This window comes from Mumia sp. zg.B21, assembly GCF_019550855.1.
Lineage (GTDB): Bacteria > Actinomycetota > Actinomycetes > Propionibacteriales > Nocardioidaceae > Mumia.
This window is the reverse complement of sequence record NZ_JAHWCJ010000001.1, coordinates 1574684-1599549: the sequence shown is the minus strand read 5'-3', so window position 1 is coordinate 1599549 and position 24866 is coordinate 1574684. Positions and strand designations below refer to the sequence as shown.

The 24866-nt window shown below is 70.6% G+C and carries 24 protein-coding genes and 1 pseudogene; 15 read left to right on the top strand and 10 right to left on the bottom strand.

Features of this window, described 5'->3' with window-relative positions; translation table 11 throughout:
• Position 1: 1 nt before the first annotated feature.
• The 7 genes from folE (at position 2) to KV100_RS07700 (ending at position 3947) form a co-directional block, all read left to right on the top strand.
• Positions 2 to 607: a GTP cyclohydrolase I FolE gene (folE, locus tag KV100_RS07730; protein ID WP_220342257.1), complete on the top strand. Its 606-nt coding sequence runs from the start codon at positions 2 to 4 to the stop codon at positions 605 to 607.
• Positions 607 to 1461, top strand: coding sequence for a dihydropteroate synthase (gene folP / locus KV100_RS07725; RefSeq protein ID WP_255565923.1), 855 nt, complete (start codon positions 607 to 609; stop codon positions 1459 to 1461). Before folE ends, folP begins: the two co-directional genes overlap by 1 nt.
• Entirely contained in the window at positions 1454 to 1858 is a 405-nt protein-coding gene (locus KV100_RS07720) for a nuclear transport factor 2 family protein (RefSeq protein WP_301022113.1), read from the top strand. The genes folP and KV100_RS07720 overlap by 8 nt, the downstream gene beginning before the upstream one ends.
• Positions 1855 to 2232: a dihydroneopterin aldolase gene (folB, locus tag KV100_RS07715; protein ID WP_220342255.1), complete on the top strand. Its 378-nt coding sequence runs from the start codon at positions 1855 to 1857 to the stop codon at positions 2230 to 2232. The genes KV100_RS07720 and folB overlap by 4 nt, the downstream gene beginning before the upstream one ends.
• Positions 2229 to 2792: a 2-amino-4-hydroxy-6-hydroxymethyldihydropteridine diphosphokinase gene (gene folK, locus KV100_RS07710; protein WP_220342254.1), complete on the top strand. Its 564-nt coding sequence runs from the start codon at positions 2229 to 2231 to the stop codon at positions 2790 to 2792. The genes folB and folK overlap by 4 nt, the downstream gene beginning before the upstream one ends.
• A gap of 5 nt (positions 2793 to 2797) precedes the next feature.
• Positions 2798 to 3280, top strand: coding sequence for a DUF3180 domain-containing protein (locus KV100_RS07705; protein WP_220342253.1), 483 nt, complete (start codon positions 2798 to 2800; stop codon positions 3278 to 3280).
• A 64-nt stretch (positions 3281 to 3344) separates the two neighbouring features.
• Positions 3345 to 3947, top strand: a complete 603-nt coding sequence (locus KV100_RS07700) for a hypothetical protein (RefSeq protein WP_220342252.1) — start codon at positions 3345 to 3347, stop codon at positions 3945 to 3947.
• Positions 3948 to 3965: 18 nt separating this feature from the next.
• On the opposite strand, the gene KV100_RS07695 is transcribed toward KV100_RS07700, so the two are convergent.
• On the bottom strand, positions 3966 to 5099 hold the full coding sequence (locus tag KV100_RS07695; RefSeq protein WP_374226656.1) for a betaine/proline/choline family ABC transporter ATP-binding protein: 1134 nt from the start codon (positions 5097 to 5099) through the stop codon (positions 3966 to 3968).
• 3 nt (positions 5100 to 5102) lie between these two features.
• Here KV100_RS07695 and KV100_RS07690 point away from each other — a divergent pair, with 3 nt between their 5' ends.
• Genes KV100_RS07690 through KV100_RS07680 form a run of 3 tightly spaced genes read left to right on the top strand, consistent with a single transcriptional unit; the run spans position 5103 to position 7551 of the window.
• The gene (locus KV100_RS07690) at positions 5103 to 5822 is read left to right on the top strand and encodes an ABC transporter permease (RefSeq protein WP_308291383.1); all 720 of its coding nucleotides are present in this window, start codon (positions 5103 to 5105) and stop codon (positions 5820 to 5822) included.
• Positions 5819 to 6583, top strand: coding sequence for an ABC transporter permease (locus KV100_RS07685; RefSeq protein WP_220342251.1), 765 nt, complete (start codon positions 5819 to 5821; stop codon positions 6581 to 6583). The genes KV100_RS07690 and KV100_RS07685 overlap by 4 nt, the downstream gene beginning before the upstream one ends.
• Before the next feature lie 14 nt (positions 6584 to 6597).
• Complete coding sequence (locus KV100_RS07680) at positions 6598 to 7551, top strand: ABC transporter substrate-binding protein (RefSeq protein WP_220342250.1); 954 nt, start codon at positions 6598 to 6600, stop codon at positions 7549 to 7551.
• On the opposite strand, the gene KV100_RS07675 is transcribed toward KV100_RS07680, so the two are convergent.
• Together KV100_RS07675 and KV100_RS07670 are read right to left on the bottom strand one after the other, a co-directional pair.
• Positions 7548 to 8354, bottom strand: a complete 807-nt coding sequence (locus KV100_RS07675) for a metallophosphoesterase (protein ID WP_220342249.1) — start codon at positions 8352 to 8354, stop codon at positions 7548 to 7550. The genes KV100_RS07680 and KV100_RS07675 overlap by 4 nt on opposite strands.
• Before the next feature lie 71 nt (positions 8355 to 8425).
• Complete coding sequence (locus KV100_RS07670) at positions 8426 to 9637, bottom strand: NADH-quinone oxidoreductase subunit D (protein ID WP_220342248.1); 1212 nt, start codon at positions 9635 to 9637, stop codon at positions 8426 to 8428.
• Between the two features lie 109 nt (positions 9638 to 9746).
• Between KV100_RS07670 and KV100_RS20115 the strand changes: the two genes are divergently transcribed.
• The gene (locus KV100_RS20115; RefSeq protein WP_220342247.1) at positions 9747 to 11264 is read left to right on the top strand and encodes an Ig-like domain-containing protein; all 1518 of its coding nucleotides are present in this window, start codon (positions 9747 to 9749) and stop codon (positions 11262 to 11264) included.
• An 87-nt stretch (positions 11265 to 11351) separates the two neighbouring features.
• Here the strand turns inward: KV100_RS20115 and KV100_RS07660 are convergent, their stop codons facing one another.
• Positions 11352 to 12734, bottom strand: a complete 1383-nt coding sequence (locus KV100_RS07660) for a M14 family zinc carboxypeptidase (protein WP_220342246.1) — start codon at positions 12732 to 12734, stop codon at positions 11352 to 11354.
• A 212-nt stretch (positions 12735 to 12946) separates the two neighbouring features.
• Here KV100_RS07660 and KV100_RS07655 point away from each other — a divergent pair, with 212 nt between their 5' ends.
• Positions 12947 to 14587 (top strand): long-chain fatty acid--CoA ligase, encoded by a 1641-nt coding sequence (locus KV100_RS07655; RefSeq protein WP_220342245.1) that lies wholly within the window; start codon positions 12947 to 12949, stop codon positions 14585 to 14587.
• A 21-nt stretch (positions 14588 to 14608) separates the two neighbouring features.
• Here KV100_RS07655 and KV100_RS07650 read toward each other — a convergent pair whose 3' ends face one another.
• Complete coding sequence (locus KV100_RS07650; RefSeq protein ID WP_220342244.1) at positions 14609 to 15526, bottom strand: SAM-dependent methyltransferase; 918 nt, start codon at positions 15524 to 15526, stop codon at positions 14609 to 14611.
• A gap of 53 nt (positions 15527 to 15579) precedes the next feature.
• Between KV100_RS07650 and KV100_RS07645 the strand changes: the two genes are divergently transcribed.
• Positions 15580 to 16407, top strand: a complete 828-nt coding sequence (locus KV100_RS07645) for a TylF/MycF family methyltransferase (RefSeq protein ID WP_220342243.1) — start codon at positions 15580 to 15582, stop codon at positions 16405 to 16407.
• A gap of 19 nt (positions 16408 to 16426) precedes the next feature.
• Here the strand turns inward: KV100_RS07645 and KV100_RS07640 are convergent, their stop codons facing one another.
• Positions 16427 to 18226 (bottom strand): glycosyltransferase, encoded by a 1800-nt coding sequence (locus KV100_RS07640; protein WP_220342242.1) that lies wholly within the window; start codon positions 18224 to 18226, stop codon positions 16427 to 16429.
• A gap of 117 nt (positions 18227 to 18343) precedes the next feature.
• Here KV100_RS07640 and KV100_RS07635 point away from each other — a divergent pair, with 117 nt between their 5' ends.
• Positions 18344 to 20662 carry a hypothetical protein gene (locus KV100_RS07635; protein ID WP_220342241.1) on the top strand — a complete coding sequence of 773 codons (2319 nt, stop codon included), beginning with the start codon at positions 18344 to 18346 and terminating at the stop codon, positions 20660 to 20662.
• Here the strand turns inward: KV100_RS07635 and KV100_RS07630 are convergent.
• From KV100_RS07630 to KV100_RS07615, 4 genes are read right to left on the bottom strand one after another with little or no spacing between them, the layout of a single operon-like run.
• Complete coding sequence (locus KV100_RS07630; protein WP_220342240.1) at positions 20650 to 21387, bottom strand: bifunctional 2-polyprenyl-6-hydroxyphenol methylase/3-demethylubiquinol 3-O-methyltransferase UbiG; 738 nt, start codon at positions 21385 to 21387, stop codon at positions 20650 to 20652. The genes KV100_RS07635 and KV100_RS07630 overlap by 13 nt on opposite strands.
• Positions 21388 to 21430: 43 nt before the next feature.
• Positions 21431 to 22330: a hypothetical protein gene (locus tag KV100_RS07625; RefSeq protein WP_220342239.1), complete on the bottom strand. Its 900-nt coding sequence runs from the start codon at positions 22328 to 22330 to the stop codon at positions 21431 to 21433.
• A gap of 52 nt (positions 22331 to 22382) precedes the next feature.
• Positions 22383 to 23327: an NAD(P)-dependent oxidoreductase gene (locus KV100_RS07620; protein ID WP_220342238.1), complete on the bottom strand. Its 945-nt coding sequence runs from the start codon at positions 23325 to 23327 to the stop codon at positions 22383 to 22385.
• On the bottom strand, positions 23324 to 24340 hold the full coding sequence (locus tag KV100_RS07615) for a glycosyltransferase (protein WP_308291382.1): 1017 nt from the start codon (positions 24338 to 24340) through the stop codon (positions 23324 to 23326). Before KV100_RS07615 ends, KV100_RS07620 begins: the two co-directional genes overlap by 4 nt.
• A gap of 50 nt (positions 24341 to 24390) precedes the next feature.
• Here KV100_RS07615 and KV100_RS20360 point away from each other — a divergent pair.
• Positions 24391 to 24801, top strand: a pseudogene (locus KV100_RS20360) (methyltransferase); the annotation flags it as partial.
• Positions 24802 to 24866 lie beyond the last annotated feature (65 nt).

Genomic DNA, 24866 nt, shown 5'->3' with positions numbered 1-24866 from the left:
GGTGGCGGAGTCCGGCGGCGACGAGCCGACGAGGTCGCTCCCGACGTTCGACGCGGCGCGGGCCGAGGCGGCGGTCCGCGAGCTGCTGATCGCGATCGGTGAGGATCCTGGCCGAGACGGGCTCCAGGACACACCCGCGCGGGTCGCCCGGGCGTACGAGGAGATCTTTGCCGGCATGCGGCACGACCCGGCGGAGGTGCTGTCACGCACCTTCGCGGTCGACCACGAGGAGCTCATCCTGGTGAAGGACATCGAGCTGTGGTCGATGTGCGAGCACCACCTGGTTCCGTTCACCGGTGTCGCGCACATCGGCTACATCCCCGCCAGCGACGGGCGCGTGGTCGGGCTGTCCAAGCTCGCGCGCCTGGTCGACATCTTCGCCCGTCGCCCGCAGGTGCAGGAGCGGCTGACCACACAGATCGCCGACGCACTCACCAACACCTTGCGTCCCCTCGGGGTGATCGTGCAGCTCGAGGCGGAGCACCTCTGCATGACGATGCGTGGGGTCCGCAAGCCCGGAGCCAAGACGGTCACCAGCGCGGTGCGCGGTCAGCTGCGTGATCCGGCGACCCGGGCCGAGGCGATGGCGCTCATCAAGGGCGGCTGATGTTCGAGCGACGTGCCGTGCCGTTGCTGCCCGATGCCGGCCGATGCCAGGTGATGGGCGTGGTCAACGTGACGCCCGACTCCTTCTCCGACGGTGGGCGGTGGCTCGACGCCGAGGACGCGGTCCGCCGCGGCATCGCCCTCGTGGAGTCCGGCGCCGACATCGTCGACGTCGGTGGCGAGTCGACCCGCCCCGGAGCACAGCGCGTCGACGCCGCCACCGAGCTGGCCCGTGTCGAGCCGGTCGTGCGGGCGTTGTCCGAGCGCGGTGTGGTGGTCTCCGTCGACACCATGCGCGCCGAGGTCGCCGAGCGTGCGGTCGCTGCCGGCGCGCGCATCATCAACGACGTGTCCGGCGGCCTCGCCGACCCGGACATCCTCCAGGTCGCGGCCCGTACGGGTGTTCCGTACGTCGTCATGCACTGGCGAGGTCACTCGGCGCGGATGCAGGACGAGGACGCGACGGCGTACGCCGACCTCGTCCCCGACGTGGTCGCCGAGCTGCGCCGTTCGGTCGAGGCCGCGCTCGCCGCCGGCGTGCGCCCGGAGCAGGTCGTCGTCGACCCCGGCATCGGCTTCTCCAAGCGGGGGGACCAGAACTGGACCGTCCTGTCCCACCTCGCCGCCTTCGCCGACCTGGGCTACCCGCTCCTCGTGGCCGCGAGCCGCAAGCGGTTCCTGGGCGAGCTGCTCGCCGAGCCCGACGGCGTCCTGCGAGACCCGCTGCACCGCGAGGCCGCCACCCTGGCTGTCACGGCGCTGGCAGCGGCCGCCGGCGCCTGGGCGATCCGTGTCCATGAAGTTCCCGACAACGCCGACGCGGTCCGCGTCGCAGAACGGTGGCGCCGTGGCTGACCAGCCCGACCCCGTGCTCCGCACGCACCAGGCCTTCTACGACGCGATCGAGCACGGCGACCTGGACCTCATGACGTCGCTGTGGCTGCCCGGCGACGAGACCGTGTGCGTCCACCCGGGGGCGGAGGCGATCCTCGGCACACCCACGATCGTGCGTTCGTTCGCGATGCTCATGGCCAACGTGGGCTACATCCAGTTCATCCTCACCGACGTCAGCGTTCTCCGACGCGGCAGCGTGGCCGTCGTCTCCTGCACCGAGAACGTCCTGTCGGAGGCGGCGGGCGAGGCGCCCACGGTCTTCGCGGGAGGGCGCGGCGTCGCGACCGACGTGCTGGTCGAGACACCGGTCGGGTGGAAGCTGTGGTCGCACCACTCGGGCCCGTTGATGGAGGGATGACCATGCCGCCAGACCTGGACCGGATCACCGTCACGGGCATCGAGGCGTACGGCTACCACGGAGTGCTGCCGCACGAGCGCGAGCACGGGCAGCGGTTCGTCGTCGACGTCGTGCTCGCGCTCGATCTCTCGCCCGCGGGGGAGACCGGGGACTTAGCCGCGTCGGTTCACTACGGTACGTTGTCGGAACGGGTCGCGGACGCCATCGCGTCGGACCCGGTGGACCTGATCGAGACGCTCGCGCTCCGGATCCTGCGGATCTGCTTCGGCTTCGAGCCGGTGCGGTGGGCGAGCGTCACGGTCCACAAGCCCGATGCACCGATAGCGGTGACGTTCTCCGATGTCGCCGTGACGATAGAGCGGAGCCGTACGTGACCGAGACGCCCAACCCGCACATGCCTGATGCCGACACGATGACCGGAGGCATGCGCCCGATCCGGCAGGCCGTGATCGCTGTCGGGTCAAATCTGGGAGAGCGGCTCAACAGCGTGCAGGGCGCCGTCGCGGCGCTCGCGGACACCCCCGGCGTCACCATCGTCTCCGTGTCGTCGGTGTACGAGACCGAGCCCGTCGACGCGCCCGAGGGCTCGCGCAACTTCCTCAACCTCGTCGTGCTCATCGACACCACCCTCACCGTGCACACGCTGCTCGACCGCTGCCTCGCGATCGAGGACGCGTTCGGCCGCGAGCGCGGTGAGAAGAACGCACCTCGCACGCTCGACGTCGACCTCATCGTGGTCGGTGACCGCGTCGCGAAGGACGAGCGCCTCACGCTGCCGCACCCGCGGGCCCACGAGCGCGCGTTCGTGCTGATGCCGTGGCTCGAGCTCGACCTCGAGGGTGAGATCCCCGGCAAGGGCTTCGTCGTCGACCTCGCCCAGGGCCTCGACACCTCCGGCGTGAGGCGGCGCGAGGACCTCGAGATCCTCCTCTGACGCCGATGCCTCCCCGTCCGCTCCGCCGGTCGTCGCCGGTCCAGCTCGCCGTCCTGGGAGTCGTCGGTCTCGCGGTCGGGCGAGGGTTACGGCCGTTCGTCGAGTGGCGTGGCGAGCCTGCGCCCACGGTGTCGTGGGTCGCCGCCGGCACGATGCTCTTCCTCGCCGGCGCGCTCGCGTTCCTCGCCTGGACGACCTTCCAGTCGCTGCACCGCGAGCGCCGCACGATGCACCCGACACGCGCCCTGCGGCTGCTCGCCCTGGCCAAGGCGTCGGCGATCGTGACCGCGTTGATCGCCGGCTACTACGTCGGTTTCGCGCTGTCCTTCGCCGGCGACATGGAGCTGGCGCTGCCCCGTGAGCGCGTCGTCCACTCCGCCGCAGCCGCCGTGGCGGCACTCCTCGCGCTGGCCGCGGCGCTCACGCTCGAGCGTGCCTGCGAGGTGCCCAAGGACGACGACGACGAGGACGCTCCGGCCCAGGCCTGAGACCGCTCTCGTCGCGGCGGTGTCGGTCGCCTGCGGCGGCGTAGTCGTAGCGTACTGTTCTGCCATGTCCCACGATCGCCGCCGTCAGCGCTCCACGCGCATCCTCGTCGCAAGCATGTTCCTCACGGCCTCTGCCGCGTTCGTTGCGGTTGCGGTGGTGACAGCCTCGCAGGGGACACTGATCGCGGCGGCGATCACGGCGGTCGTCGTCGGAGCGGTGGCCGCGCGCGTGGTCGCCGACGAGGTGATGGAGACGCGCCGCGAGTGGTTCAAGGACCGCGCCGAGCAGGCTCAGGCCTACCGTGACATCACCATCGACCGCACCCGCGAGAACATGGAGTTCGTCGAGGCGGTCAACGAGACCCTCTCGATCACGACCAAGCGGATCGCGGAGCTCAACGGCACCCTTCGGCTCGCCGAGGCGCGCACCGAGGAGACCGACGCTCAGCGCAAGCTCCTGCAGCGTGAGGTGGAGGCGCTGCGCGGAGAGCTCGAGGAGCCGGCGCCCTCGACCATGACGCTGTGGGACGGCGCCGACGTCCCCACCATCGTCGACCTGCTCAGCTGGGAGGCGACTGCCGCCGCTCGCGCGCAGGCGGCCGACGACGCGCCAGAGCACGTCGCTCCGGCGGACGAGGCGACGTTGCCCGAGGCCAAGGAAGCCTGACCGGCTCTCGCGGCCTCGTCAGACCGGCTCGGTCACCCGCACCGAGCGGCGCAGCGCCGCGTGCAAGGAGTCGGGGGTGAGCACGCCCAGCAGCCGCCGGTCGTCGTCGAGCACCGCCACCCATCCGGCGTCGTAGCGGAGCATCACCGACCACGCGTCCTTGAGTGTCGCCGAGCGGTGGACCGAAGCCTTCATCGGTCGTACCCGGAGGTCGCTCGAGCCCTCGAGGTGGTCCGAGGGCGCCCAGCCGACGAGCCGCTCCGCGTCGTCGACCACGAGCGCCGACGACATCCCGGCCGCCTCGGCGACCCGCCGCGCGTCGGCGACCGTCGCGTCCTCGCGCACCAGCGGGGCGTCCTCGAGGTCGGCGACGTCGATCGGCGTGACCGCGAGCCTGCGTAGCCCGCGGTCGGCGCCGACGAACTCGGCGACGAAGTCGTCGGCGGGCGTGCCGAGCACCGCGGCGGGTGAGTCGTACTGGCGGAGGTCTCCTCCGCCGGCGAGCACCGCGACGCGGTCGCCGAGGCGCACGGCTTCGTCGATGTCGTGGGTGACGAACATGACCGTCTTGCCCAGGTCGTGCTGCAGACGCAGGAACTCGTCCTGCAGCCGCTCGCGGACGATCGGGTCGACCGCGCCGAACGGCTCGTCCATGAGGAGGACCGGCGGATCGGCGGCGAGGGCGCGCGCTACGCCCACCCGCTGACGCTGACCGCCCGACAGCTGGTGCGGATAGCGGTCGGCGTACGTCGACGGGTCTAGACCGACGAGGTCGAGCAGCTCGTCGGCGCGCGCTCGCGCCCGGCTGCGGTTCCAGCGCAGCAGCGTCGGCACCGTGGCGACGTTCTCGCGGATCGTCTGGTGCGGAAAGAGCCCCACCTGCTGGATGACGTAGCCGATGCCGCGGCGCAGCTCCACGGGGTCCGCCTTCAGCACGTCCTCGCCGTCGACCAGGATGCGGCCCGACGTGGGCTCGATGAGGCGGTTGACCATCTTGAGCGTGGTGGACTTGCCGCACCCCGACGGCCCGACCAGGGCGACCAGGGCCCCTCGGGGGATGGTGAGGGAGAGGTCGCCGACGGCGACCGACCCCTCGGGATACTGCTTGCCGACGTGCTCGAGCACGATCATCGCATCCTCGGTAGGTTGCATGACGTGAGCCTAGTCGCCGACGCGAGCAACGTCGCCGTGCTCGCCGCCGACCCCCCTTGCTACACGCGGACGGTCAACTCGTGGGTCTGCCCCGAGTACGTGAGCCGCTACGCGCCGGAGCTGTGGGAGGCGACCGTCCAGCACGTGCTCCTCACGGTCACCTCGGTGGTGCTCGGACTGGTGCTCGCGGTCGCGCTGTCGCTGGCTGCCCGCAACCGTCCGAAGGCACGCTCGCTGCTCCTCGGCAGCACCACGCTCGTCTACACCATCCCGTCGCTGGCGATGTTCTCGATCCTTGCGCAGGCGACCGGTCTGACCCCGACGACGGTCGTGATCGGGCTCGCGCTCTACTCGCTGTCCATCCTCGTGCGCAACGTGCTCGCCGGGCTGGACAGCGTGCCGGACGAGGTGGTGGAGGCGGCGACGGGCCTCGGGTACGGGAGACTCCGGCTGCTGACGCGGATCGAGGCGCCGCTCGCGCTGCCGATCGTGATGGCCGGCCTTCGCGTCGCCACCGTCTCCACCGTCGCCCTGGTGACCCTCGGCACGATCGTGGCCTACGGCGGACTCGGCAACATGCTCGCGAACGGCATCGACGACAGCTTCAAGGCGCAGGTGCTGACGACCAGCGTCCTGTGCGTCGTCCTGGCCGTGCTCCTCGACCTCGTCATCGTCGCCTTTGCCCGTCTGGTGACGCCGTGGACGCGAGGGGCCGCCGCATGAACGAGCTCGCCGGTGCGATCGACCTCCTCCTGGACCCGGAGAGCTGGAAGGGCGGCGACGGCCTGTGGACCCAGCTGGTCGAGCAGGTCCTGCTCACGGTGACGGCGCTGGTCCTCGTCCTCGTCGTCGGTCTCCCGCTCGCCCTCTGGCTGGGTCACCGCGGCCGGGGCGGCACGTTCGCCATCAACGTGTCCAACGTCGGACGCGCGGTCCCCGTCTTCGCGGTGCTCGGGCTCCTGGCGCTTGGACCGATCGGGACCACCACGCTCGGGCCGTACGGACGCGCCGGGCTGGCCACGCTGATCGCGCTCGTGCTGTTCGGGCTGCCGCCGGTGATCACCAACTCGTACGTCGGCGTCCGCGAGGTGGACGCCGAGATCGTCGAGGCTGCCCGGGGGACCGGCATGAGCGAGTGGCAGGTCTTCCGTCGCATCGAGCTCCCGCTCGCGTCGCAGATGGTGGCCAACGGGGTGCGTCTCGCGCTCGTGCAGCTGTGGGCGACCGCCACCATCGCGGCCCTCGTGGCAGGGCCGGGCCTGGGCAACGTGATCACCTACGGCTTCAGCAACAACTCCTACGACTACGTCATCGCGGGCGCCATCCTCGTCGCGGGCGGCGCCCTCGTGCTCGAGGGACTCGCCGCCGTCGTCGAGCGTCGCGTCGACCCGATGCGTCGTGTCACCGGTTCCCGCCATGATGGTCTTGTCCAGATGCCGGAGATGACAGCCCGATCCCGAGACAGCACGGCCGCCGAGTCGTGACGGAAGGAACCCCGATGAAGAGCACGACACTGCGGCGCCTCCGACGCTCTGCCGCCGCCCTGGTCTGTGCCGCAGCGCTGGTCTCGCTGTCCGCCTGCGGAGACGACGACAACGGTGGAGGTGACGGCTCCCAGGGATCGGTGACCCTCTCCGGTCAGAACTTCACCGAGATGCAGATCCTCGCCGAGCTCTACACCCAGGTGCTCGAGAACGAGGGCTACGACGTGACTCAAAAGCTCGTCGACACCCGCGACATCTACATGGCGCAGCTGGCCGACAACAAGGTGCAGGTCGTCCCCGAATACCTCTCCGGCATCGGCGACTACCTCAACGACCAGGCCAACGGCGCCGGGTCGACGCCTGTCACCAGCAACAACGTCGAGGACTCCCTCGACAAGGTGAGCGTGCTCGCCGAGGGCGCGGGCGTGACGCTGCTGGAGCCGGCCGAGGCGACCGACCAGAACGCGTACGCCGTCACCAAGGAGTTCGCCGACAAGAACTCGGTCACGACGTTGTCCGACCTCGCTGCCACCAAGCAGCCCATCAAGCTCGCCGCGGCTCCCGACTGCAAGGACCGGCAGGACTGTGCCAAGGGGCTCAAGGAGGTCTACGGGATCGACATCACGGAGGTCCTCCCGCTCGGCTTCGGCACCCGCGAGGGCAAGGACGCCGCCGCCAACGGCGAGGTCCAGCTCGTGCAGGTCGCGACGACCGACGGCTCGCTCGAGGACGACGGTCTCGTCCTCCTGGAGGACGACAAGGGTCTCCAGCCCGCCCAGAACCTGATCCCGGCGGTCAACACCACGTGGCTCGCCGACAACAAGGGTGCCGCCGATGCCCTCAACGAGCTGTCGGCCCAGCTGACGACGGACAAGCTGGCCGACCTGAACACCGCGGTCGACGTCGACCGCGAGAAGCCCGCCGACGTCGCCAAGAAGTTCCTCGAGGACGAGGGCCTGCTCGGCTAGCTGCGAGGTCCGGGGAGATCAGGCTCGTCGAGCCGGACGAGCTGGCACGGACCGCCGAGATAGATCCCGCCGTCGATGTCGAGGACGAGCCCGTCCGCATAGAGCACGGGCTCGTCCTCGGGCGTCACCGGCCCGCCCCGCACCAGCGCGCCGATGGTGTGCCCGTGGACGATGCGTCGGCCACCGAGCGCGCCCAGCATCTGCTCCGCAGCCGCGACGCCGTCCTCTCGAGCGAACGCGTAGCGCGTCGTCAACCTGCGCCACATCTCCCACCAGGTGTCGAGATCGGGCATCTCCAGCTCTGCGCGCACAGCGGCGTTGACCTCGTCGACGGAGTCGCCCCACAGCAGATAGGCCGTCGTGTCGGAGTGCAGGAGCAGGTGGTCGGCGTCGGTGGCGATCACCGGCAGCGTCGTGAGCCAGTCGATCCGGCCCTGGTCGAGACGCTCGAGGTCGCTGACGACACCGCCGTTGCCGATCCAGTTGGCCTCGAAGCTGTAGCGGCCGTCGCTGGGGACCGGCGTCGGCCCGTAGCGGTGCATGCCGAGCATGAGGATCTCGTGGTTGCCGAGGATTGCCGAGGCAGAGCCGCCCGCGTCGGCCGCCTCACCCTCGAGGCGGCGCGCGAGGTCGATCACCCCGATGCCGTCCGGCCCACGGTCGACGTAGTCGCCGAGGAACCACAGCCGAGCGTCGCCGCCCGACCAGTGCTCGTCCTCGTCGATCAGGTCGGCAGACCTCAGGACCTCCACCAGCGCGTCACGGTGCCCGTGGATGTCGCTCACCGCCCACACGTCTCCCACGCACCGACCCTAGAGCGCGCGGGGGGAGTCGGCAGATCGACCCGCCGTGGCGTCGGGCACACCGTCCGGCGTCACTTGTCGATGTCGCCCACCACGAAGAACATGGAACCGAGGATGGCGATCAGGTCCGCGACGACGCAGCCGCGCACGATCTCGGGCAGCACCGCGATGTTGTTGAAGGACGCCGTCCTCATCTTCAGGCGCCACGGTGTCTTCTCTCCCCGTGAGACCAGGTAGTAGCCGTTGATGCCGAGCGGGTTCTCGGTCCACGTGTAGGTCGAGCCCTCCGGGACCTTGAGGATCTTGGGGAGCTTGACGTTGACGGGCCCCTGCGGCAGGTCGCGCAACCGGGCCACGCAGGCGTCGGCGAGGTCGAGCGACACCCGCACCTGCTCGAGGAGGCATGCGAACCGTGCATAGCTGTCACCCTCGTGACGGGTGACCACCCGCAGCGTCTTGTCGGCGACGAGCTCGTCGTACGCGAGATAGGGCTGGTCACGTCGAAGGTCGAAGTCGACACCCGACGCGCGGGCGATCGGCCCGGAGACGCCGTACGCCTGGACGAGCTCGGGCGACAGCACACCGACCCCTCGGGTGCGGGCGACGAAGATCTCGTTGCCGAGCAACATGTCCTCGATCTGCCCGAGGCGGCTGCGCACGGCCGCGGTCGCAGCGCCGACGCGACCGAGCCAGCCGGCGGGGAGGTCCTCCTTGAGGCCGCCCACGCGGTTGAACATGTAGTGCATGCGCCCGCCCGAGAGCTCCTCCATGACCTCCTGGATCGTCTCTCGCTCGCGGAAGGCGTAGAAGATCGGCGTGATCGCACCGATCTCGAGGGGGTACGAACCGATGAACATGAGGTGGTTGAGGACTCGGTTGAGCTCGGAGAGCAGCATGCGTGCCCAGGTCGCGCGCTCGGGGACCTCGAGGCCCAGCATCCGCTCGACGCCGAGGACGACGCCCACCTCGTTGGAGAAGGCGGAGAGCCAGTCGTGACGGTTGGCCAGGACGATGATCTGCCGGTAGTCCCGGACCTCGAAGAGCTTCTCGGCCCCACGGTGCATGTAGCCGACGATCGGCTCGCAGTGCACGATGCGCTCACCATCCAGCGTCAGGCGCAGCCGCAGGACACCGTGGGTCGCGGGATGCTGGGGGCCCACGTTGAGGACCATGTCGGTGGTGCCGAGGTCGACGCCGCCGCCGCGCTCGTGCCCGAAGCCCGCCGAGCCCGCACCGACGCCGACGGTCAGCGTGCGGGGAGGGGAGACCTCGTCGCTCGGCATGCCGCTCAGCCTAGCGGCGCCGTGACTGCAGGCGAGAGGAGACGGGTTGACCCGCGCGGTGCAATGATGTGCCCGCGCGCGGCGGCGCGCTACGACACCGAGGAGACCCGTGCCGACCCTTCGCCTGAACGCTCCCAGCCCTTGGAACGGTCGGAGCGGGGGTTCGTTCGACGCGAGGCGCCTGGTCGCGGCCCTCGTCGCCGTCCTGCTCGCCGTCGGAGTCCTGGCGGCTTCGCCGGCCAAGGCCGAGCAGAGCACCCTCAGCTACAACGGCTGGACCGAGGCGTGGGCCGACAGCAGCCTTTGGGTCTCGTTCACCGTGACCGGTGACGTCACCACGGGCACGATGACAGCGGCCTTCGACGGCAAGACGGTCACGCTCGAGCCGGTCGAGGGTTCGGACGCGGTCTACGCCGGCAGCGTGCCAGGCCCGTTGACGGTCGGCACCGGGGTGGTCACCGCGACGTTCACGCCGACCACCGGTGGCCCTGTCACCGGCAGCGGCTCCGTCGTGGTGCGGCAGGAGCTGCGCTATCCCGGCCCGGCGCCGGCAGGGGCGCCGTACGACCGGCCCAACTCCGCCTTCGTGTGGGGCGTCAGCGACACCCTTCGAGCCACGGTGGCAGCCGAGGGCGGCAGCGTCACGCTCTCGGGCGGAGCGGTGCGCGATCCGAGGTTCACCGACCGGTTCCGATTCCCGATCACGGACATGCGCAAGGCGTACCCGGCGAGGATCCAGGCCGGTGGCGTCGTCCGGCTGGCCAGCCCGCGCCGGGAGGTCGTGGTCTCCGACCTCGAGTGGGTGACCCAGGGCATGACCGGTGAGCTGCGCGCTGACGTGACCTACCGTCACCCGGGCCAGACCGCGAGGACAGAGAAGGGCATCGCGTTGGCGTCCGTCGCGGGCCTGTCCGGCGGCGGGGAGCCCGCCTGGTCCCAGGCGATCGGCGAGACGCGCGCCACCGTGGCGGGTGCGCGGGTTCTCGGGGTCGCCGCCGGTGCCGACCTCGGCCCGCTGATCTGGACCGTCTACTACTCGGCGACACCCTTCGCGGCTACTGCCCGGATGACGGTCACGCCTGCGGTCACGACGTACGGACGGGCCGCACGGGTGGGGGTGTCGGTCGCTCGTGGCGCGACCTACGCGGCGGGGACCGTGGCGCTGACGGCGGGCAGCCGGTCGCTGGGTACCGTGCGTCTCTCACGGGGTGCGGCGACGGTGGCCGTCCCAGCAGGACTCGCGGTCGGGACGCACCAGATCATCGCGTCGTACCGTGCCGACTTCTCGCCGACGACCGCGGCGGTACGCACCGCCGTGCGGATCACGAAGGCGGGTACGGACACGAAGGTCCGACTGTCCAAGAAGAAGGTGACCCGCAAGCAGCGGGCGAAGGTGACGGTGACCGTCACCGGCCGCGGCACGGCGATCCGTCCCACCGGCACGGTCACCGTCTTCAACGGCAAGAAGCGGGTCGGCAGAGCGACGCTCACGGCGGCCAGGCGCGGCGCGGTGACCGTGACGCTGCCCCGGCTGAAGAAGCGCGGCAAGCACACGCTGCGCATCGTGTACGGCGGCTCGTCCGCCTTCACCGGCTCGTCGGCGCGCGCGGTGCTCCGGGTCCGTTGACGCTCCGGCAGCCCGTCCGATGACAGAGGACTCGCAGCTGCGACCAGACGGCGGTCGCAGCTGCGAGTCGTGCGGTGCGAGACGACGTCAGCAGGTCTCGAGCGGCGTCCCCTCGGCGAGGCGGTACTCCGACCGCGTGTCGAACATCAGCGGCACGAGCGCGCGGTTCGCCTGCGCGAGGCTCACCACTCGACCATCGGCGTTTCGGGTGGCCTTCAGGTCGTGCAGACGCAGTGTCCGGCGCAGGTCCTGGAAGGTCGCCTCGGTGATCTGGTAGGCGCACATCGGCTCGGGCTCGACCTGGTCGGGATCGGTCGGCAGCATGTCGTCCTGGCCCCCGAAATAGACGACCCCGCCCTGCGTCGCGCCGAGCTCGCGCTGCCGCTCGGCGGCGGCCGCGGTCTCCCGCGCCAGCGTCGCGCGGTTCTCGGCGACCATCTGCGTCGACCCGAGCGCGCTCGCGTAGTTGGTGTCGACCCGGCGGTTGTTGAGGACGCGGACGTCGGCCGCCTCCTCGTCGTTGAGCGGACGGGTCGCGGTCTCGCTGAGCATGCCCACGACGTTCACCAGCCCCGCGTAGTTGCGGAGGATCCGGACCTGCTCGTCTCCGGCCACCTGGAGGAACGGCTCGCCGTCCTTGACGTACTGGCCGTAGATCCCGGCGGTGAAGCCCTCGCTGCGCGCCTGGGCGGCGGAGTACTCCTCGCTCATCTCCTTGCTGAGCGAGTGGACCTGGTCGTCGACGTTGCGGTTGCGCGGCCAGAGGTGGAGCAGGTCGGTCCGGTAGTACTGGTTGGGACCGTACTCGTGGAGGTCGTTGAGGACGTCGGGGTTCCAGTCGCGGATCACCTTCGTGATCGCCCGGCCCTCCGGCGTCGACAGCTCGAGGTAGTCACGGTTGACGTCGACGCCGTCGGCGTTGCCGCGGGTGTTGGCCACCCATCCGTCGGGGTTGGCGTTGACGATGAGCACCGTGGTCCGGGCGAGGAACCGGGTCACCGTGGCGTCGGTGCTCGTAGCGAGGTCGCGGGCGAGCTTCATGCAGGCTTCGCGGCCGGAGGGCTCGTTGCCGTGGACCGAGCAGACGAACATCGCGACCGAGCCACCGGCCGCCTCGGCCTGCGACTTCGGCGCGGGAGAGCCGATCGAGACGAGCTGGAGCGGGCGGCCCTGCGTCGTACGGCCGATGGTGCCGACCGTGACGCGTCGGGAGGAGGCGTCGAGCTGGCGGTAGAACGCCAGGGACTGCGGGTGGGTCGTCCAGGTCGCGCCGCCGGACTGCTCGAACGGCGTCTGCAGCGCGGCCGGGGCGTCCTCGGCCGCCGCGGCGAGGGCCGCCTCGAGACCGTCGTCGCGCTGTCCGGCACCGGCTGACGTGCCGCTGCCGACGAGCGCGGAGGCTGCGAGTGCGATGCCTGCGGCGGTCGCGAGGATCGTGGACCAAGGTCGGGGTGGGGAGGTGGAGCGCAAGGGATCGTCCTTTCGCCTGAGGCCACCGTTCGCCGAAGACGTCGAGCCCCCGCGGCGGCCACGTGTTCCCCCACCGTGAGGGTCCGTCACCGACTCGGCAACTCCAGTCTGTGAAAAGTCCAGACAAGTGGGGCTCGTCCCTGCTAGCCGATGACGAAAACGGGAACCTCCGGCACACTGTGAGCCACGCCACATTCGTTCGGAGGCCCCGAATGCGCAGCACCATGCAGGACGTCCCCCTCAGCCTCGGCCGCCTCATGCGGTACGGCACGACCGCGTACGCCGACGCCACCGTCGTCACCGCCACCCCCGACGGCACCCGGACCCGCACGTACGGCGAGATCGGCCGCCGAGCAACGCGCCTGGCGCAGGTGCTGCGAGGGCTCGGGGTGACTGGTGACCAGCGTGTCGGCACCTTCATGTGGAACAACGCCGAGCACCTCGAGTGCTATCTCGCGGTGCCGGCCATGGGCGCGGTCCTGCACACCGTCAACATCCGGTTGTTCCCCGAGCAGGTCGCCTACGTCGTCAACCACGCGGAGGATGCGGTGGTCGTCGTGGACGCCTCGCTCGTCGCGCCGTTCGCGGCGGTGCTCCCGCAGATGAAGACCGTCACCCACGTCCTGGTGGCCGGGCCGGAGGCCGCGGAGGCCGACCTCAGCCCGCTGGAGGCGTCGGGCAGGACGGTCCTGCGCTATGAGGACGAGCTCGCCGCTGCCCCCGACGACGACTTCGCGTGGCCGTCGGTGGACGAGCACGACGCCGCCGCGATGTGCTACACGAGCGGGACCACCGGCCACCCCAAGGGCGTCGTCTACAGCCACCGCTCGGCGTACCTGCACTCGATGTCGATCGCGATGGGCGACAACGCCGGGATGGGCCCGGAGGATCGCGTGCTCCCGATCGTCCCCATGTTCCACGCCAACGCCTGGGGCCTCCCGTACGCGGCCGTGCTGGTCGGCGCGTCGCTGGTGATGCCCGACCGCTGGCTCCAGGCCGAGCCGCTCGTACGCCTCATCGAGGAGACGCGCCCGACCCTCGCGGGCGGCGTGCCGACGGTCTTCAACGACATCCTCGGCCGGATCGACGAGCACCCCTCCGACCTGACCTCGCTGCGCACCGTCCTCTGCGGCGGCTCCGCCGTCCCGGAGTCGTTGCAGCGCGCGCTCTGGGACCGCCACGGCGTGCGCATCCAGCAGGCGTGGGGCATGACGGAGACCTCTCCCGTCGCCACCTCCGGGAAGCCGCCGCTCGGCGTGGACGAGGAAGAGGCGTGGCGCTTCCGCGCCGGCCAGGGTCGGCTCCTGGGCGGCGTCGAGGCGCGGCTCGTCGGCGACGGTGGAGAGGAGCTGCCGCACGACGGCGAGGCGGTCGGAGAGGTCGAGGTGCGTGGCCCGTGGATCACCGGCTCCTACTACCTTGACGACGACCCCGAGAAGTTCCGCGACGGCTGGCTCCGCACCGGTGACGTCGGGACGATCGATCCACGCGGCTACATCACCTTGACCGACCGCGCGAAGGACGTGATCAAGTCGGGCGGTGAGTGGATCTCGTCGGTCGACCTCGAGAACGCGCTGATGGCCCACCCGGACGTCGTCGAGGCCGCGGTCGTGGGGATCCCCGACGAGAAGTGGCAGGAACGCCCCCTCGCGACGGTCGTGGTCCGCGCGGGCGCCGACGTGACTCCCGAGGCGCTGCGAGACCACCTCGCGGGGTCCTTCGCGGCTTGGCAGCTGCCTGAGGCGTGGACGTTCATCGAGGCCGTACCCCGGACCTCGGTCGGCAAGTTCGACAAGAAGGTGCTGCGCAAGGCGTACGCCGACGGAACGCTGGACGTGCGCCGACGCGAGTGACGGGGCTCCGGGGTCGTCCGGTCAGGGGACCTCGGTCACGATCCACCAGAAGTCACCGAGACCGCCGGCCGCCGTGAGCTCGGCGGCCTCGGAGGCCGCCGCCAGCGCGGCGAGATAGGCGTGCGGGTCGGTGGAGGCGAGCGTGAGCGGAGGGCGGGCGCCGACGACACCCAGGTCGCGCAGCACATCTCGCTGACGACGCAGGGTGCCGCCCACGGCGTCCGCGAGGGCATCGACAGCGACGTGCGCCGTCACGTCGCGGGTGCCGTCGGGGACCACGTCGACCTCCGCGCCGCTGCGGTAGGCCCGCAGGCTGCCGAACGGAGGACGGTCGTCGGCGCGGTGGCCGTAGTCGATCGCGATCGCCGCTCCTCGGACCACCCTGCCGACCGCGTCCCGCCACCACGCCTCCCGTGACAGGCCCACCTCGGCGCGCTCACCCGGGTCGGGGCACGGCCACCAACGGTCGAGCCACGCCAGGGTGTCCGGGTCGCGCACGAGCGGGCCGAGCTCCTCCTCGCCGGTCGCCGGGTCGACCATCACCACCCGCAGGGACCCGTCCTCGTCGCGCTCGACCACGTCGCACGGGAGGTTGTCCAGCAGCTCGTTGGCGATCAGCAGGCCGTCGACGCTGTCCGGGACCTCAGGGCTCCAGCCGATCGTCGGCGGGAGGTCGTCCGGGCGGGGCCGGAGGTCGACGCCGTGAAGGTCCAGCTCACCCGGCGCGGCGGCGTCGAGGGTCCGCAGGAGCTCGCCGCGGCCCGCGCCGGCGTCGACCACCGCCCTCAGGCCGGTACGGCGTACGTAGGTCAGCACCGCTGCGGCGAAGGCGTCGGAGGCGTGCACCGAGGTGCGGAAGTGGTCGACCGGGTGCTCGCGGCGATAGAAGCCGCCGGGCCCGTACAACGCCTCCTGCCAGGCCTCCCGCCACGCGATCACGCCGCGACGCTAGCAGTCGGGGGTGTGCATGGTGTTCGATGTCGGCTGTGCGCATGAATCGACTTCGACCGTCGCGGTGGCTCGGCCGTGCCCTCGTTTCGTCGCCGGACGACGACGTCCGGAGGCGGCTCACGAAGACCCGGCGCGCCCTGCGGCGGACCGAGCGCGAGCTCGCCGAGGTGCGTGCCCAGCTCGATGCCGCCATGGGCGGTCTGACCGTCCCCGACGAGGTCGAGAAGGTCATCGCGGACGTGCGGCGTGAGGGCCTCACCTACCTCACGCCGACGTACCTCCGTACCCTCGCGCTGGCAGTCCTCGAGGCCGAGCGCAGCGGGCTCGAGGGCGCGGTGGTCGAGGCGGGCACGGCACGCGGGGGGTCGGCCATCGTGATGGCGGCGGCCAAGGCGCCCGCTCGCCCGATGCACGTCTACGACGTCTTCGGCATGATCCCGCCACCCACGGACGCCGATGATGCCGATGTCCACCAGCGTTACGAGACGATCGTCGCCGGCGGCGCTAGCGGTGTCGGCGGATCGACGTACTACGGCTACCGGGACGGGCTGTACGACGAGGTACGGGATTCGTTCGAGCGCCACGGCGTCCCCGTCGAGACGACATCCGTCTCGCTGGTGAAGGGTCTGTTCGCCGACACGATCGACCTCGACGAGCCCGTCGTGCTGGCCCACCTCGACGGCGACTGGTACGAGTCGACGATGACGTGCCTCGAGCGCCTCGCACCGTTGATCGTCAGTGGCGGGCGGATCGTGCTCGACGACTACTACGCCTGGTCGGGCTGTCGGAAGGCAACCGAGGAATACTTCTCCGGACGCGCCGGCTGGCGCCGCGAGGAGCGGGCGAAGCTGCACCTGGTCCGGGAGTAGCGGGTCGGTCGTACCGAGCTCAGGCGGAGACCCGCAGCTGCCCGGCCTTTCCTTCTGCCAGGTTGAGCACCCGCGCGGAGTTCTGCCATACGACGACCAGCCGTGCGCGGACGACCTCATCGCCGAGGGAGTCCTGGAGCGAGCGCAGCGAGACCTTCCCGCGGGTACGGATGCCGTCCCGGGTGACGGACACGCGCAGCGGAGTCCGTACGACACCGCCGGTGCCGGCGGCGACGTCGAGGAAGGCCTCGACCGTCCGCGGGCCCGGATCAGGGCCGGTGCCGGTGAGCGTGACCGCGGCGTCCAGCCCGAGGCGCGGACCGCCTGGACGGAGCCGTCGGCGCACGTCGAGACTCGCGCGGCTCAACGTGCACGCCGTGATCCTCGTCCGAGACGCCCTCTGGTCGCGAACGCGCGCGAACACTGTCGCCCAGGCTGACAGCGTGCGCTCGGGAGCGTGCTCTGCGGCGCGCTGCCGGGCGGCGCGGCTCATCCGCACGACGAGTCCGGGGTCGCCTGCCAGTGTCACCATCCGTGCAGCCATCGCACCGACGTCGCCGGCCTCGACCAGGAATCCGTTCTCGCCGTCTTGGATCTGCTCTCGCATGCCGTAGGGGACGTCGTAACCGATGACGGGGCAACCCCGGCTCATCGCCTCCAGCGTCCCGAGGGGATATCCCTCGTGGATGCTGGTGACCAGGAGCGCGGTCGCGGTCTCCAGGGTGTCGCGAGCGCCCGGGTCGTGGCCGTGGAAGGTGGCGTGGTCGAGCACGCCGAGCCTGCGGGCGTGCTCCTCGAGCGCGGGGCGGAGGTCGCCGTCGCCGTACACGCTCAGGGTCGCCGTGCCCACCGAACGCCGGGCCAGCGCGAAGGCGTCGAGGGCGTGCGTGACCCGCTTCTGCGCCGCGAGCCTTCCGAGGACGACGAAGCGGTCCCGCGCGCGAAGGGCTCCGGTCGTGTCCGTGGCTGGCCAGACGGGATTGGGCACGGTGAACAGGTTGTTGGTGGGCCCGAAGGCGAGGGCGACGTCCTGGCGCTGGCGCTCGGTGAGGAGAACCAGTCCGTCGAGCTCGGCGAGACGGTCGAAGACACCCCGGAAGGTCGGCTGCAGCGGGCGGTCCCACCGGAAGTCCGGCACCGTGTGCGGGTTGTGCACCACCTCGAGGACGTGGAAGCGCCGCTGCGTCAGCTCCCGGATGATCCGGACGGTGAAGCGGCTGTCCGTCACGACGAAGACGTCGCCGTCGGGTACGAGCTCCCGCAGCCATGCGCGCACCATCGCGGGCCGTCGCCTCCAGCGACGTACGACACGTTCCTGGTGGTCGACGAGGAGGAATGCCGTCCCCGCGGGGTCGACGAGCTCACGGAGGAAGACCGTGCCGTCGGGCCGGAGGTGGTCGACCGCCTCGACCGTGCCGCCCTCGGTGAGGTGGGTCCGGGTGCCGGGTGATCCGTCGGGGCGCTCCTCGTCGTCGGATCGGGTACCGGCGAGGGGGAGGAGCGGGTCGGTGCCGGTCCCGAGGTCGGCGGCCGAACGGCAGCGGTAGTCCTCGAAGAGGTTCACGAGGTGCGACGCGTGCTGGAGGAGTCCTCTGGCGACCAGCACCTCGCGGACCTCGTCATAACCCGGGTAGGCGTCGTAGGTCACCACCAGCGAGCGGCGCCCTCCGACCTCGCCCAGCATGCGGGCGCGCATCAGCAGCGCTGCGGTGCGGCCCCCCTTGCCCAGTCGGATGCTGCGGGCGACGGAGAGATAGGTGCCGTGCGGGAGGGCCGGGGCCTCGGGCGCCACGGCGTTCGGCGCGACACCGGGTGTCATCGCGACATGGTAGCCGGGCGTGCAGCCGCCGGGGAGCGATCTGGTCGTCGCGACCGTAGCGGCGGATGCTCGCGGCGGGTCATCTACGCTGTGCGAGGCCCTACCCGAGGAGAATCGATGCCCACCACGCCGCGGCGTGCGTCCCGCCTGACCCACCGGGTGCGCGCTGTGCTCGGCCGACGCGCAGGGCGCGGGCGGCCGACCCAGGCGATCCCGTTGAGCACCCCGAAGGCCGCTCCCGAGGCGAGGCATCTGGCCACGGAGGCGGTCGAGGCGTACGAGGCCGGTCTCAGCGGCCTGGCGTGGGAGCGCTTCGACGGCGTGCCGCCGCAGGTGTGGGCCCGTCGTGCGATGACGGCCTACGTCCGGTCGGGGCTCGTCCACGATCGCGAGCGGGTCCTGGCCGACCTGCGCGCGCTCGCCGACGATCCGGGCTTCGAGCTCAAGCCGCGGGCCTGGTACGAGGCCCTCGGGCCGGTCTACGCGCTGGGCGAGAGCGACCTCGCGCGTGCCCTGTTCCGCAGGCTCGACGCCGAGGTGTCGTCACGTGACGTCGTCGGCGAGCGGACGCGTGAGGCCCGCGACTGGATGCGCGACTGGATCGAGAGTGCGCCGACGTCCGCGAGCGCCCCTGCTGTCGGGACGGGCGCCGTGTCGTTCGCCGTCCTGACCTATGCGCACCCCGGCCGTCGTCGCGCCTCGGCCAACATCGGCGACCACGTCCAGAGCCTCGCGTCCCTCGGCCACCTGGTCCGGCACTCCGGGGCGACCTTCGGCGGCGACAAGGAGCTCGCCGAGGCGTTGACGGAGCTGCAGGAGCGCGTCCCCGAGCGGCTGCGCGTCGACGGCACGGCGGTGCAGGTGAAGGTGATCGCCGCTCCCCGTGACGCGTCCGCGTACGCGGAGATCCCGCCGGGCACGTGGACCCTGGCGTTCGGCTGGTACATGCACGCGCTGTTCGACGTGCGCTACGGGTTCCCGTTCCACCGCAACCTTCTCCCGCTGTTCGTCTCGTTCCACTGCAACAAGCGCGACCTGATGACCCCGGAGGCCGTCGACTACCTCCGCCAGTACGGCCCCATCGGCTGCCGCGACTGGACGACGGTCGACCTCCTTCTGTCCATGGGGGTGCCGGCGTTCTTCTCGGGATGCCTGACGACGACGGTGAGCGCCGTCTTCCCGGACCAGGACAAGAGGCCGGGCCGCCGAGCGCCGGTCGCCTACGTCGACGTCCCCGCCGAGGACGTCCCCAGGAACGGCACCGTCTACAAGCACAGCCGCGACACCATCCGTACGACGTCGTTCGCGGACAACCTGCGCGATGCGGCGACCCTCCTGGACACCTACCGGAGTACCCACCGGTCCCTGGTGACATCGAGGCTGCACGCCTATCTGCCCGCGCGCTCGCTCGGCCTCGAGGTCGACTTCGTCCCCAAGAACCTGTCCGACCCGCGGTTCGAAGGGCTGGCCGGGATCGACGACCAGGAGTTCGACGCGATCCGGACCCAGATCACCGACCTCCTCGAGCAGATGACGACGGCGATCCTCACCGGTGCGGGGGAGAGCGACGTGTACGCGCTGTGGCGGACGCTCACCGCCGACCGCGTGCGAGAGGCGGAGGCTCGGCGGGCCGCTCTGGTGCCGACGGCGGACGGAGGGTTCGCGACGCCCTCGGTCGTCGGCGGGACCGTCGTCGGTGCCGAGACTGCCCACGACGAGGACAGGCCGTCGGCTGTCGACGAGATCGTGGTCCCGGTGGGAGCGGACGACGCCGCCACGACGACCTCGCAGGTGTGTGACCTGCTGATCGGTCTCGCCGAGCACGCGCAGCGACCGCTGCGGGTGACGCTGCTCGGCGCGGGGGTCAGCGGGGTCGACCTGGAGACGCTCCGGCCGCTCGCCTCTCCGTCGCTCGCGATCCGGACGGTCGAGACCGACGGCGCGACGGTCCACGACGTCCTCGCGCTCGGTGAGCTGCTGCCCGATGTCGACCGCGCGGTGCTCCTGCCTCCAGGGGCCGTCGTCCACCGCGACCCCGGTGGTCTGTTCGACCTCGACCTCGGCGGGCATGCGTTCGCCGCCCCCACCGCCGTCAGACGAGGCCGTACGAGCGGCTTCGGCGTGATCGAGGCGGCCGCGCTCCGCCTGATGTCGGACACGCGCCGTTCGACCGAGCTGCGGCGCGTTGCCTACGGCGCCCACACCTTCGACTTCGACGCGTTCGAGGTCGACGTCCTGGTGCTCGACCTCGCGACGATGCGGACCACCGGCTTCGCCGCGACCACGCTCGAGCGAGCGGGTGCCTACCGGCTCGAGCTGCGGGAGGCGCTGCACCTGCAGGCGGGACCCGACCGCGGCGTCGTTCCCGCCGAGTGGGCCGTCGACTCCCGGCTCCTCCGCCCGGTCGAGGGGGCCGCGCTCAGCTACGGCCGTTGATCGACGGTGTCGCCGGGCGCCGTGACGGACGGCCGACAGACGGTCGCGTTCAGAAGGAGGGAGACACCCCTTCTTCTGCCGAGGGGGAGGTGTCGCTCGAGCCTGATGACAGCCCCGAGCGCCGCGTTGACGGGCGCGGCCATGGGCTCGATGTCGCTTCCCTCGCTGTCGCGCCGGGCCAGCCGGATCGCCGGTCGGAGCAGGACGTTCCACGACTTGACGAGGTCGAGCGTGAACTCTGGCCTGTGGAAGAGAGCCATGAGGGATTCCCTCGTGTAGCGACGGACGTGGCCGACCGCCTCGTCGTGGGCGCTCCACAGCGCCGGATCGGCCGGGACGGCAATGAACACCTTGCCGCCCGGGCGTACCACCCGTGCGATCTCTGCGACCACGACGTCGTGCTCCACGATGTGCTCGAGCACGTCGTAGGCGACGACGGCGTCGAACTCATCGGCCTCGAACGGAAGGTCACGGGCGTCGCCTTGCACGACATCCAGCCCGCGTGCGCGGGCGAGCTCGACCGCTGAGTCGTCGTACTCGAGCGCGACCGACTCCCACCCCTCCTGCTGCAGGGTGCGGGTGTTACCGCCTGCGGCGGCACCGATGTCGAGGGCCCGCCCGGCCGGGATGTCCGCGATGAACGACGCGATGAGTGCGCGCCGCTCGCGGAACCACCAGTGCTTGTCCTCGATCGATGCGAGCTTGGCGATCTCGCTCTGTTTCATCGTCGCTCGGCTTCCGCGTGCTGTGGGATGGACTGCTCGTACGCTACGGGACCTGCTCGCCGTCGGACACCCCTTGGGACGATGCGTTGTCGATCGGTGGACGATCCGCAGCCGGGAGGTCGGCGTACCTCGACCTGAGGATCGAGCGACGACGGGTGCCTTCGCGGTTGTCGCCCTTCTCGATGATCACGAGGTTGTGGTAGCAGTGCACCGCCACCACGTGGAGATCGGTGTAGCTGGGCTCGTACGTCTCGTCCACGAACTCCTCGTGGTTGAGGCCGTCGACGAGCGACTTCACCAGCGCCATCGTCGTGGTCGGGTCGTCGAGGTCGTCGCTCCCGCCACGCTCGGGCCAGTAGGACGTCTGCGTGTCTTCGATGGCGTAGAGGCCGCCGTCGGCCAACCGCGGGAACAGGTAGGCGAAGGTGGCGCGGACGTGCTCGGGCCGGTGGCTGCCGTCGTCGATCACGATCGTCAGCTCGCCCACCTCGTCGAGGATGCGCTGAAGCACCCCCGGGTCGGTCTGGCTGCCACGGTAGGTCGTGATGCGGGGGCGGTCGACGAACGACTTGTCCTCGATGTCGAGCCCGACGATCTGAGCGTCGCGGAAGAAGTGCTTCCACATCCGTAGCGACTGACCGCCGCGGCCCTCACGGGCGTAGCCGCCGATCCCGACCTCGAGCACGTTGATCCTGCGGTGTCGGAACGGCGCGAAGTGGCGCTCGTAGTGCGGCGTGTAGCGGTGGGTCCCCCACTTGTCCGTACGGAAGTGCTGGGCCAGCTGTGTGAGGTCCATCTCGGACAGGCGCTGCGGGCGCGAGTGGCGAGGCAGGGGGGCGACGGGCGCGCGGAGGTTCAGCGGGTCGCGCAACCACGACCACGCGCGTTCGCCGACCATGGGCTTGATCCGTCTGACGGCAAAGGACTTCGCAAACTCGCTCACGTGTGCCTCGTTCTGTGGGCGCGTGCAGAACACACTAGCTAGTCAGGGCTCTTCATGCACCGACGTGAAGCTGGCGCGCCACGGCCTGCGTGGTCGCGAAGACGCCAGCCGGAAGCGCGGTCCCGGCGAGCCCGTCTAGCGCGACCATGCGTACGGAGCGCAGGCGCAGGTCGCGCACCTGGAGCCGGGAGTTCGGGGACTGGGCGAAGATCACGGGCGGCCGGCGCTTGAAGATCCGCTCGATAACCCTGATCAGCGCTCCGACCGTGGTCGTTCGGCCGGCGGCGAGGATCTTGAGGTGACACCCCCCACGGAGCTCTTCTGACGTCAGCAGGATGAGCGCTTCGGCGATCATCGCCGCACCGTCGTCGACGTACAGGTAGTCGCGCATCGTGTCGATCGGGACGTAGATGGAGATCGGCTGGCGGGTGAGCGACGCGCGAGCGATCTGAGAGACGAGCCCTTGGGGCTTCTTCAGGTCCTGGCCTGGTCCGTACAGGTTCGAGATCCGGGCGAGCATCGCGGTCATGCCCGAGGCGCGGGTGAGGTCGACGACTATCTGCTCCATGTGCAGCTTGTGATGACCGTACGCGGCGAGGGGGTGTGGCACGGTGTCTTCGGTGAAGGGTGCTCCGGTGCTGCCGGCGTACACGCCTCCGGCCGACGAGGCAAGGACCATCGCACCGCGAGCGGCTACCGGTGCCCTGAGTGCGCTGAGGCGGTCGACGAAGCTTGCGAAGCAACCGATCTCGACGGCGAGCACGTCCGGGGTCGTCCCGACCACGCCCGCGCCCGCGACCCAGCACACGCGCCAAGGCCCGCTCCCCGCCGCCGCGATGAGGTGGTCGAGATGCGCCTGGAGGGCCTCGGCGGCAAGGAGGGGATCGTTCCACGGGACACGAGCCGGGATGACCTCGCCGGCTCCGGTGGTCAACCGTCGGAGCACGTGGCGGCCGAGCATGCCTCCTGCCCCGACCACCAGCGTCGGCGCGTTCATGATCGCGGGGTTTGCTGACCGTGAGGTCCGACAGCGCGGTCGGAAACGATGACGTAGAGAGGTTTGCCCATCGCCATGTTCACCGCGACACCGATGTACTCGGCGATGACCCCGAGCGAGAAGAGGATTGCGCCCGCGCAGATGAGGGTCACGGTGATGATCGAGGTCCACCCTGGCTCGATGTCGGATCCGCTGAGCCTGCCGATCACGAAGACGAGCGCGAGCACGATGCCTGCGGTCGCGAAGGTGACCCCGAGCGCGCTCACGAGTCGAAGCGGACGCGTCCCGCCCGTCACGACCATCCTCCAGAAGTGCGAGGCGAGAGTCCGGGCCCGATAGCCCGACTCGCCCGCCTCTTCACGCAGGGTTACGGGCTGCACCGATGCTTTGCCTGCGACCCAGGTCAGGGCGACGTCGAGGTACACGCCGGCACCGGCGTAGGCTGCGACGCTGCGTGCGACCTCGCCGAGCATCAGTCGGAAGCTGTTGAACTGGGCGGCCTGGGGAGTGCCCGCCACGGTGTTCGCAAACCATTTGGCGAGGCGGGACGCGGTGTTGCGCAGTGAGCCGTGCGGCGCTTCGTTGACGGCCTTCCCGTAGACGAGGTTGACATCGTCGCTAAGGGCGCGGTCGAGCATTCCCCCGATGTCGGCAGGGTCCTGCTGCCCGTCCTCATCCATCGTCACCACCCAGTCGCCACCCGAGGAAGAAATGCCGGCGAGCGTCGCGGCGTGCTGACCGAAGTTGCGGCTGAGCCACACGGGACGGACGTAGTCGTACTTACGCGCGAGCTCACGGATCACGCGAGCGGAGTCGTCAGGGCCGTTGTCGAAGACCAGGACGATTTCGTGAAGGACTGTCGTGTGGCCGGAAGGAGTGGAGAAGGTTTCGCGGTACGCGTCGAGCTCGCCGACCAAGGTGGACAGGTAGCGCTCGCCCTGATACACCGGTACCACCACGGAGACCCGATGCACGAAGGTTTGCGGCTCGACAGGGCTCGTCACGCGCGCCACCCTACTCTTTGCCGGACCTACTCGGTCCGGCGCGACGCTGAAGGAGTCCCGTGTCGTCGATCAAAGACGTCCTCTCGTTCGTCCCCGCGTACATCGGTCTTCAGAAAGGGCTGGGGGCTGACCGTCTGCGCTACGCCGCGATCGACGCTGCGGCCATCCGACCTGGTGAGGTAGTCGTCGACGTCGGCTGCGGACCTGCCTACTACTTCGACCGGCTCCGCCAGCCGATCACCTACCACGGGTACGACACTGACGAGCGGTACGTCCGGTGGTCGACAAAGAAGTACGGGGACCGGGGCACTTTTCACCATGCGGTCTTCGATGAGAAGCAGGCCGAGGCGTTGCCGGTGCTGGATGTCGTCCTGCTGCTGGGACTGCTCCACCATCTCTCCGACAAGCAGGCCCACGCGCTGCTGGCGCTGTGCGCGAAGCACCTGACGCCCGGTGGGCGGGTCGTGAGCATCGACCCGTGCTTCGTGTCCGGCCAGGGAAGAGTCGAGGTGGATCTCGGCGAGCGACAGGGGCG